Genomic DNA, 9,168 nt, shown 5'->3' with positions numbered 1-9,168 from the left:
GCCCGCGCGCCCGCCGCGCCGAAGAAGGCCGATCCGCGCGACCGGCTCCGCCGCGTGCTGTTCCTCGTGCCCTACGCGGTCCGCCACCCGGGCATCCCGGTGCGCGACCTGGCGCGGCGCTGCGGCTGCACCGAGAAGGAGCTGCTCGAGGACCTCGACTTCCTGCTCGAGGTGGGCTCGCCGCCGTTCGCGCCCGACGACTTCCTCGACCTGTACGTCGAGGGCGACCGCGTCTACGTGGCGCTGCACCAGAGCTTCTCGCGCCCGCCGCGGTTCACCGAGAGCGAGGCGGCCGCGCTCGCCGCGGCCGCGGCCGCGCTGGGCGGCGAGGGGCGCGAGCGCGCGGTGAAGGCGCTCCGCGACTCGGTCCCGCGCGACCGGCGCGCCAGCTTCGACGAGCTGGTCGAGCGCATCTACGCCGGCGCCCCGCCGGCCCGCGACTCGGTGCTGGGCCGGCTCCAGCGCGCCATCGCCGAGCGGCGCGCGGTGCGCCTCGCCTACCACTCCGCGTCGCGCGACGCCGAGACCGAGCGGACCGTGCGCCCGTACACGCTCGCGCAGCGCTTCGGCCACTGGTACCTGTACGGCCACGACGCCGAGCGCGGCAAGGCGCTCGCCTTCCGCCTGGACCGGATCCGCGAGTGCGCGCTGCTCCAGGATCGCTTCGAGCCGCCCACCGAGGCCGAGCTGGCCAGGGCCCGGCTGTTCTCGGAGGCGGCGGGCGAGCCGGTGCGGATCCGGCTCGGCGCGGAGGCGGCCCCCTGGGCGCTGTCGCGCCCCGGCATCTCGCTGGTGGAGCGGACGCCGGGCGGCGGGGCGGTGGTCGAGGTGGCCGGCGCCGGGAACGACTGGGCCACCCGGTTCGCGCTCTCGCTGGGCGGCGGGGCCGAGGTGGTCGCGCCGGCCGCGGCGCGCCGCACGTTCGCCGAGACCGTCCGTCGCACGCTGGCGCGGTATGCCTGACTCGCGCGGTGCGAGCAACACGCACCGTACGGGGTGGGGCGCCAGTACCGGGAGCGCATGACCCAGGGTCGCCCGACGGCGGGGGATCCTCATGGAAATCGTGGGCCGGCGCCCGGCACGGGGGACGCAACGCGCCAGCGGCAGGGGGTTGGAGGCGCCGTGGCGCAGGTTCTCATCGTGGACGACACCGACATCGTGCGGCGCGCCATCGAGCTGGCGCTCCGCCGGATGGGGCACGCCGCGGTCTCGACCTGCGACGCCGGCGAGGCGCTGGCCCTCGCCCGCCGGAACCCGCCCGACCTGGCGCTGCTCGACTTCCGCATGCCCGGCATGGACGGCGCCACGCTGTTCCAGGAGCTGCGCGCCGCGCTCGGAGAGCGGTGCCCGCGGGTGCTGTTCGTGTCGGCGTCGCCGCCGGACGAGGTGGCGCGCGAGGTGGAGCGGATCGCGCCGGCGGCCGGGTACGTGCGGAAGCCCTTCCACCTCGACGACCTGGTCCGCGCCGTCGGCGAGGCGCTGCAGCCCGCCGAGCCCGCGCGCCGCGCGCTCGCGGAAGGATCGACGTAGGCAGGGGGCGCGCTACCGCTTGCGCGCCCAGTCCAGGTAGAGCTCGGCGAGCGCCGCCACGTCCTGATCGCCGCGGCCCCCCTCGGTGGCGGCCGCCATCAGCTTGCGCACCGCCTCGCTGATCGGGACCCGGGCGCCCAGCTCGGCCGCGGCCTCCTGCGCGAGCCGCTGGTCCTTCTCCGCGAGCGCGATGCGGAAGCGCGGCGCCCAGTCCTTCTTCTCCACCAGCTCGCCCTTCATGAGGTAGAGCGGCGAGTGGAAGGCGGACGCCTGCAGCACCTCGACCAGGCGCGACGGCTCGACGCCGCCGGCGGCGGCGAGCGCCACCGCCTCGCCGAACGCGGTCATCATCGCGCCGCCCACCGCGTTCACGCACAGCTTCATCAGCGCGGCCTGCGCCGGGTCGTCGAGCTCGAACAGCCGGGCCGAGATCGCGTGCAGCGCCGGGCGCAGCCGCTCGCGCGCCGCCGCGGGGCCGCCCGCCACCAGCACCACCTGCGCCTGCTCCGCGGCGGTCTTCGAGCCGAGGATCGGGCAGGCGACGAAGCGCGCGCCGCGCTCCGCCACGCGGGCGGCGACCGCGCGGGCGGCGGCGACGCCGGCGGTGGTGAGGTCCACCAGCAGGTCCCCCTCGCGCAGGCCCGCGAGCGCGCCGTCGGGCCCGTCGAGGACCGCGTCGAGCGCGCGCTCGTCGGACACGCAGGTGAAGACCGCGTCCTTGCCGCTCGCGCACTCGCGCGGCGTGGCGGCCCGCTTCCCGCCCCTGGACACGATGTGCTCGGCCCGGGCCGCCGTGCGGTTCCAGACCGTGAGGTCGTGGCCGGCGCGGCGGAGGTTGTTCGCGATGGGCTCGCCCATCGTCCCGAGGCCGATGAAGCCGATCCGCAAACGCATGCGACGTTTCTAGACCAATCAAACGACCCCGGCCAGCGCGGCGGAGCGCCGCGCGGACGACCCCCCGGGCGTGCGCGCGGCCGGCGAAAAGCCCTCTGGCGCGTCGCGGCATTCTCTGCGAGGCTTCCTCGTCCTCTCGGCGGGGACGTCACGCAGCGGAAGGTCCATCGACATGGCAGACGTCATCGTGGTCGGCGCGGGCATCAGCGGGCTCGCGTTCGCCTGGAAGGCCGGGCAGGCGGGCAGGCAGGTGCTGGTGCTGGAGCGCGACCGGCGCGTCGGAGGATGCCTCCACTCGGAGCGGCGCCCCGACGGCTACTGGTTCGAGATGGGCGCGCACACCGTCTACAACAGCTACGGCGCGTTCCTCGACATCGCGGTGGGCGGCGGCGTGGCCGGCAAGATCGTCCAGCGCGGCCCGGCGCGCGCCAGCTTCGGGCTGCTCCGCGACGGGGCCTATCGCTGGCTCACCCCGCCCAAGGTCCTGCTCCAGCTCAACTGGCTCGAGGCCGCGGTGCACTTCCCGGCCGGGATCTTCCGCAAGAAGGAGGGGGAGACCGTCTACTCGTACTACTCGCGCCTGCTCGGCCGCGGGAACTACGACCGCGTCATCTCCCCGTTCTTCGCCGCGGTGCCCTCGCAGAAGGCGGATGGGTTCCCGCTGGAGGGCGCGGGCTCGCTCTTCAAGAAGCGCCCGCGCCGGGAGGAGTTCGTGCGCAGCTTCGGCTTCGACGGCGGCCTGCAGCTCGTGGCCGACGCCGCGGCCCGCTCCAAGGGCGTGACGGTGGAGACCGGCGTCGAGGTCCGCCGCGTGGCGCGCACCGCCGGCGGGTTCGCGGTGACCACCGCCGACGGGCGGACGCTGGAGGCGCCGCTGGTGGCGGTGGCGGCCCCGCCCGACGCGGCCGCGGCCATGCTCGAGGACGACTTCCACGAGCTCGCCACCGGGATCCGCCGGGTGGGCACGGTCCGGGTGGACAGCATGGGCGTGGTGCTGCCGCGCGACGCGTGCTGGATGCCGGAGTGCGCGTTCCTGGTGCCGGTGGACGACCTGTTCTTCTCGTGCGTGACGCGCGACCCGTTCCCGGATCCGAGGATGCGCGCGTTCGCGTTCCACTTCCGCGACGGGACCTCGCGCGAGCAGCGGCTGAAGCGGATGAGCGAGGTGCTGCGCGTGCCGGTGGAGCGCCTGGGCACGCCGGTGGAGCGGCGGACCACGCTGCCGTCGCCCGCGCTCGGGCACGCGGGCATCGTGGCGGAGCTGGACCGCTGCCTGGCAGGCGGGAAGCTCGCCGTCACCGGCAACTACTTCGCCGGCCTCGCCATCGAGGACTGCGTGCTCCGCTCCAACGAGGAGTGGAAGCGGGTCGCCGGCTGATCAGCGCCGCGCGCCGTCGAGCGGCGTGGGGTCGAGCACCAGGCCGAACAGCCACGCGTCGAGCCGCTCCTCGAAGCGGATGTTGAGGTAGTCGTACCCGACGTGGCGCCGCACGAAGAGGCCCATCACCATGCCCTTCGGGCTGCGGGGCAGGATGGCGACCTCCGCCGACAGGTCGCCGAACGGGCCGCGCCGGGCGCCCAGGTGGACGTTGCCGGAGAGCGTGGCCCGCACGCTGCTGTCCAGGTGGACGGTGCCGAGCAGCGGCACCTGGCGCGTGCGCCCGCGCAGCACCAGCGCCTCCCACTCGGCCAGGTACCGGGCGTTCACCGGCCCGAACCGGTGGCGCATGCCCTGCGGCATGCACGCGCCCAGCCCGCAGGCGACCTCGTACTCCAGCCCGCCGCCGACCGTCACCGCCGAGGTGAACGCGCCGGGCTGGTCGCCGGTGCGCAGCAGGCGCAGGTAGGCGCCGCCGGCGACGAAGTTCGTGGTGAAGCTGCCGTCGTCGAGGTTGAGCGCGGTGGACGCGGGATCGGTGGCCGGGGCGCACTCCCAGTCGCCGTCGCCGGGGCGGCGCACGTGCTCGTCGAGCGAGCACCCGCGCTGCCCGTTGGAGCGGTGCCCGCCGCCCAGCTCCAGCACCGCCATCCGCATCCACGGCCGGGGCGCCGAGGGCGCGGGGCGGCTCCCGGCCGGATCGAGGCGGAAGAGCTGCAGCTTCGCGCGCGGCTCGTAGGTGGGCGTGCGCACTGGCGCCGAGTCGCCGCGCGACACGCGCAGCGTGGCCAGGAAGGACGCGGAGAGCGCGCTGGCCCACCCGCCGTGGTCGAAGACGTCCGGGTCGTCGAGCCCGTTGTGCAGCAGGACGTGGAAGGCCGGCGCGGCCTCGAAGGACTGGCCGCTCGCGGTGGACGCGCCCACGTAGCTGCGCTCGAGCAGCATGGTGGGCTCGTCGGAGCGGGGCATGTGGGCGACGCAGCCGGTGCTCCCGGCGAGCAGCGCGGCTGCGAGGACGAGGGGGGGACGGCGCATGCCGGCACAAGCTACGACGGGTGCGCGCGGCGCGAAAGCGGGAGTTGGGGCCGCGGCGGCGATCGCGGATCAGTGGGTGCGGTCGCCGCCCTCGCCGGCCAGCGCGGAGGGCGTGCCCAGCAGCTCCGCGAGCCGCGCCGCCAGCCGCCGCGGGCGCAGCTCGCCGGCGGGCGCGACGAAGATGGTGTCGTCGCCGGCGATGGTGCCGAGCACCTCCGGCGGCTGGGCGAGGTCGATGGCGCGCGCGATGGCCGGCGCGCTGCCGGGGTGGGTGCGGATGACGACCATCGAGGCGTTCGCGGCGATGCTGCTCACCAGCCCGCGCAGCGCCGCCAGGCCGCCGTCGGCGCCGTCCGCGGCGCCCAGCTCGTACACGGCGCCCTCCGGCCCGGAGACGCGGCGCGCGCCCAGCCGGGCGAGGTCGCGCGAGAGGGTCGCCTGGGTGGCGCGGAAGCCGGCCCGCTCCAGCGCGGCGAGCAGCTCCTCCTGCGTCCCGATGCGGCGGGCGCGGATGATGCGGGCGACGGCGTCGCGGCGGCGGTCGGCGGAGGTCATGCGGTGACGAGCGAGCCCACCCCGCGGTCGGTGAAGAGCTCGGCGATGACGGTGTGCGGCTGCCGGCCATCGAGGACGTGGACCCGGCCCACCCCGCCGCGCAGCGCGGTCTGGATGGCCCAGGCCTTCCACTTCATGCCGCCGGTGATGGCGCCCGCCTGGATGCGGCGGTCGAGGTCGGCGAGCGAGAGCTGCCGGACCAGCTGCCCGTCCGGCGCCGACTCCAGCACGCCGGGGACGTCGGTCAGGTAGATGAGCTTCGGCGCGCCGAGCGCCACCGCGATGGCCGCGGCGACGTCGTCGGCGTTGATGGACAGGCCGGTGCCGTCCTCGGTGAGGCCGATGGGCGAGATCACCGGCACGTAGCCGCCGTCGAGGAACATGCGGAGGAACTTCGTGTTCACCTCCACCACCTCGCCCACGTAGCCGAGGTCGCGGCCGGACTCGTGCACCGCCTTGCGGGCCCGGAGCAGCTGCCCGTCCTTGCCGGACAGGCCCACCGCGCCGGCGCTGCGCGCGTTGAGCAGCGCCACCAGCTCCTGGTTCACCTTGCCGGTGAGCACCATCTCGACCACCGGGAGGCTCTGCGCGTCGGTGATGCGCATGCCGTCCACGAACTCGCTGCGCTCGCCCAGCTTCTCCAGCGTGCGGGTGATCTCCGGCGCGCCGCCGTGCACCACCACCGGCTTCAGCCCGACCTTCTTCAGCAGCGTCACGTCCTCGGCGAAGGCCGCCTTCAGGCTGTCCTTCACCATGGCGGCGCCGCCGTACTTGATGACCGCCACCTGCCCGGAGAACGCCGCGATGTACTTCAGCGCCTCGGCGAGCAGCGTCCGCTTGAACGCCGGGCTGTAGTTGGAGACGCGGTCGTCCTTGCCGACGCCGCCGTCGGGCCGCTGCACGATGAGCGAGGTGTAGTCGGCGTTGATCTTCACGTAGTCGTAGGAGAGGTCGCAGCCCCAGGCCACCGCCCGCGCCGCGCCGTCGGCGAGCTCGACCAGCACGTCGATGCGGCTGTCGCGCATGCGCGTGCGGAGCATCTCGCGGTCCAGCTCGACCGGCGCGCCGCCCTCGAAGACCGTCACGCCCTGCAGCACCACCCGGGCCCGGTACGGGTCGATGGGGTAGTTCATCGCGCCGGCGCGCGCGCCCACCGTGGCGAGCACGCGGCCCCAGTTCGGATCGGCGCCGAAGAGCGCCGCCTTCACCAGCGGCGAGGAGGCGATGGCGCGGGCGCAGTCCCGCGCCGACTCGTCGGACGGGGCGCCGGACACCACCACCTCGACCAGCTTGGTGGCGCCCTCGCCGTCGGCGGCCATGGCGCGGGCCATCTCCTCCAGGAGGTCGGCGAGCGCGGTCTCGAGGCGGTCCAGGTCCGGGCCGGGGTCGGAGATGCGCGGGTTGCCGGCGAGGCCGTTCGCGAGCGCGTACACGGTGTCGTTGGTGGACATCTCGCCGTCCACCGTCACCATGTGCAGCGTCCGCTCCACCGCCCGCGCCAGCGCGTCCTGCAGCGCGCGCGGGGTCACCGCCGCGTCGGTGACCAGCAGGCAGATGGTGGTCGCGAGCTGCGGCGCGAGCATGCCCGAGCCCTTGCAGATCGCGGTCACGATGGCGGTCTTCCCGCCCAGCGTCACCTCGCGCGCGGCCATCTTCGGCCGCGTGTCGGTGGTCATGATCGCCTCGGCGGCGAGGTCGGGGTGGTCGCCGAGCTGGTCCACCAGCGCCGGCAGCGCGGTGACCACCTTCATGGCCGGCAGCCGCGCGCCGATGACCCCGGTGGACGCGGTGAGCACCGCGCGCTTCTGGATCCCGAGCGCGTCGGCCACCGCGGTGCGGATCACGGTGACGTCGTCGAGGCCGGCCGGGCCGGTGAGCGCGTTCGCGTTGCCGGAGTTCACCACGATGGCGCGGATGCCCTCGGCCGGCACGCGGGTGCGCGCGTCGATCACCGGCGCGGCGGCGGCCCGGTTGATGGTGAACAGGCCGGCCGCGGCGGCCGGGTGGTCGGAGACGACGAGCGCGAGGTCGCGGCGCTGCGGCTTCAGCCCGCACGCCACCCCGCCGAACCGGAAGCCCTTCGGGATCCTCACCGCTAGCCTCCCAGCAGGTCGAGGCCGGCCGTCTCGGGCCAGCCCAGCGCGGCGTTCATGGACTGCACCGCCTGCCCGGCGGCGCCCTTCACCAGGTTGTCGATGGCGGAGACCGCCACCAGCGCGCCGGCGCGCGCGTCCAGCGCCGCGCCCAGGTGGCAGCGGTTGGTGTGCACCACGTCCTTCACCATCACCTTGTCGGGCGCGCGCACCGACACGAACGGCTCGTCGCCGTAGGCCCGCTCCAGCGCGGCGGCCACGTCGGCCTGCGTCGCGCCAGGGGCGGGGCGCAGGACGGCGGTGGCGAGGATGCCGCGGCGGATGGGCACGAGCACCGGGGAGAAGGAGATGGGCCCGCAGGCGCCGGCGTGGCGCGCCACGGTCTGCTCGATCTCGGGGACGTGCTGGTGGCGGCCGAGCCGGTACGCGCGCAGGTCGTCCGAGACCTCCACGAAGCTGTAGTCCTCGCTCGACTTGCGGCCCGCGCCGGACACGCCGGAGAGGCCCGTCACCGCGATGCCGTCCGGCGAGGCCACCCCGCTGCGCACCAGCGGGGCGAGCGCCAGCGCGATGGTGGTGGCGTAGCAGCCCGGGTTCGTGACCAGCCGCGCGCCGGCGAGCGCCTCGCGACCCAGCTCCGGGCAGCCGTAGCGCGCCTCGGCGAGCAGCTCGGGGGCGGGGTGGGTGAAGCCGTACCAGGCCCGATAGGCGGCGGGATCGGTGAGCCGGAACGCGCCGGACAGGTCCACCACCAGCCTCGCGCCGCGCGCGAGCAGCCGCGGCACCAGGTCCGCGGACACCTCGGCCGGCGTGGCCAGGAACACCACGTCCGCGTCGGCCGCCTCGCCCTCGGCGAGCGGCAGGTACGCGAGCGAGGCGGCGGGGCCGGGGAGCGGGAGGCGCGCGCCGGCGCGCTCGCCGCTCCAGCGGTCGGAGTAGATGGACGTGAGGCGCGCGTGCGGGTGGCGCGCCAGCAGGCGGGTGAGCTCGAGGCCGGAGTAACCGGACGCGCCGATCACCGCGGCCGAATGGCTATGCATGGGGTTGCATAAATATGCAGACGGCCGGGGATGTCAATACGCGCCGGGCCGGGCGTTCGCCGGCGCGCCGGGCGTGCCGGTGGATCGGGGCGCGGGCCGGCCGGGGAGGGCGCCGGGGCGGCGAGCCGAGGCGAAAAAAAGACCGGCGGGCTTTCGCCCGCCGGTCAGTGCCCAGGAGAGGATTCGAACCTCCACGGTTTTGAGGCCGCCAGACCCTGAATCTGGTGCGTCTACCAGTTCCGCCACCTGGGCGAAGGGGCCTCCTCTCTAGCCGGGGGTGGCCGGAGTGTCAACTGGTACGGGGCCTGCGGCCCCGCCCCACGGAGCGGAGCTCCGCGGGAGTCTGGAGCGGGGCTGCGGGGCTGCGGCCGAGACGCGCGCGGAATCGCTGCGCTCGCGGAGCGTTCCCGAAGCCGGAGCGGCCGTCTAGAATCCGCCGCTCCGGAGGAACCGCCATGCTCGCCACCGTCGCCGCGCTCCACCTCGTCCTCGCCGCCCCGGGCACCCTGCTCGCCCAGGCGAACCCCGGCGACGCGCCGTTCGGCGGCAACCCGCCGCTGCCCGAGAAGGGGAAGCGCAGCCCGGCGCCCCCGCCCGGCGCGATGCTCCCCCCGCCGCCGCCGCCGACCCAGGACGCGCCGGC

The 9,168-nt window shown here is 75.4% G+C and carries 8 protein-coding genes, 1 tRNA gene and 1 pseudogene; 4 read left to right on the top strand and 6 right to left on the bottom strand.

What is annotated here, in order from left to right; genetic code table 11:
* Nucleotides 1–963: YafY family protein (locus PSR1_RS19105; RefSeq protein ID WP_059439018.1), on the top strand; the 963-nt coding region annotated here is incomplete at its 5' end.
* Between the two features lie 159 nt (nt 964–1,122).
* The gene (locus PSR1_RS19100) at nt 1,123–1,530 is read left to right on the top strand and encodes a response regulator (protein ID WP_059439017.1); all 408 of its coding nucleotides are present in this window, start codon (nt 1,123–1,125) and stop codon (nt 1,528–1,530) included.
* A 12-nt stretch (nt 1,531–1,542) separates the two neighbouring features.
* On the opposite strand, the gene PSR1_RS19095 is transcribed toward PSR1_RS19100, so the two are convergent.
* Nucleotides 1,543–2,424, bottom strand: a complete 882-nt coding sequence (locus PSR1_RS19095) for an NAD(P)-dependent oxidoreductase (protein ID WP_059439016.1) — start codon at nt 2,422–2,424, stop codon at nt 1,543–1,545.
* 172 nt (nt 2,425–2,596) lie between these two features.
* Between PSR1_RS19095 and PSR1_RS19090 the strand changes: the two genes are divergently transcribed.
* A complete protein-coding gene (locus PSR1_RS19090) occupies nt 2,597–3,802 on the top strand; it encodes an NAD(P)/FAD-dependent oxidoreductase (protein WP_059439015.1) in 1,206 nt (401 codons plus the stop codon).
* Here the strand turns inward: PSR1_RS19090 and PSR1_RS19085 are convergent, their stop codons facing one another.
* The 5 genes from PSR1_RS19085 to PSR1_RS19065 form a co-directional block, all read right to left on the bottom strand.
* Nucleotides 3,803–4,837 carry a hypothetical protein gene (locus PSR1_RS19085; protein ID WP_059439014.1) on the bottom strand — a complete coding sequence of 345 codons (1,035 nt, stop codon included), beginning with the start codon at nt 4,835–4,837 and terminating at the stop codon, nt 3,803–3,805.
* 69 nt (nt 4,838–4,906) lie between these two features.
* Nucleotides 4,907–5,392 carry an arginine repressor gene (locus tag PSR1_RS19080; protein ID WP_059439013.1) on the bottom strand — a complete coding sequence of 162 codons (486 nt, stop codon included), beginning with the start codon at nt 5,390–5,392 and terminating at the stop codon, nt 4,907–4,909.
* Nucleotides 5,389–7,485: a bifunctional glutamate N-acetyltransferase/amino-acid acetyltransferase ArgJ gene (argJ, locus tag PSR1_RS19075; RefSeq protein WP_059439012.1), complete on the bottom strand. Its 2,097-nt coding sequence runs from the start codon at nt 7,483–7,485 to the stop codon at nt 5,389–5,391. The genes PSR1_RS19080 and argJ overlap by 4 nt, the downstream gene beginning before the upstream one ends.
* 2 nt (nt 7,486–7,487) lie before the next feature.
* On the bottom strand, nt 7,488–8,525 hold the full coding sequence (gene argC, locus PSR1_RS19070; RefSeq protein ID WP_059439011.1) for an N-acetyl-gamma-glutamyl-phosphate reductase: 1,038 nt from the start codon (nt 8,523–8,525) through the stop codon (nt 7,488–7,490).
* 168 nt (nt 8,526–8,693) lie between these two features.
* A tRNA-Leu gene (locus PSR1_RS19065) sits at nt 8,694–8,777 on the bottom strand.
* Nucleotides 8,778–8,980: 203 nt separating this feature from the next.
* Here PSR1_RS19065 and PSR1_RS19060 point away from each other — a divergent pair.
* Nucleotides 8,981–9,168 (top strand): annotated as a pseudogene (locus PSR1_RS19060) (hypothetical protein); the annotation flags it as partial.

The sequence above is a fragment of the Anaeromyxobacter sp. PSR-1 genome (assembly GCF_000964525.1).
Lineage (GTDB): Bacteria > Myxococcota > Myxococcia > Myxococcales > Anaeromyxobacteraceae > Anaeromyxobacter.
Note: the sequence above shows the minus strand (reverse complement) of the source record. Positions and strands in the feature narration are given on the sequence as shown.

Bases quoted from the DNA above. Each gene is read 5' to 3' on its own strand.
- PSR1_RS19095 (WP_059439016.1), bottom strand. From the start codon at position 2,424: ATGCGTTTGCGGATCGGCTTCATCGGCCTCGGGACGATGGGCGAGCCC.
- PSR1_RS19090 (WP_059439015.1), top strand. From the start codon at position 2,597: ATGGCAGACGTCATCGTGGTCGGCGCGGGCATCAGCGGGCTCGCGTTC.
- PSR1_RS19085 (WP_059439014.1), bottom strand. From the start codon at position 4,837: ATGCGCCGTCCCCCCCTCGTCCTCGCAGCCGCGCTGCTCGCCGGGAGC.
- PSR1_RS19080 (WP_059439013.1), bottom strand. From the start codon at position 5,392: ATGACCTCCGCCGACCGCCGCCGCGACGCCGTCGCCCGCATCATCCGC.
- argC (WP_059439011.1), bottom strand. From the start codon at position 8,525: ATGCATAGCCATTCGGCCGCGGTGATCGGCGCGTCCGGTTACTCCGGC.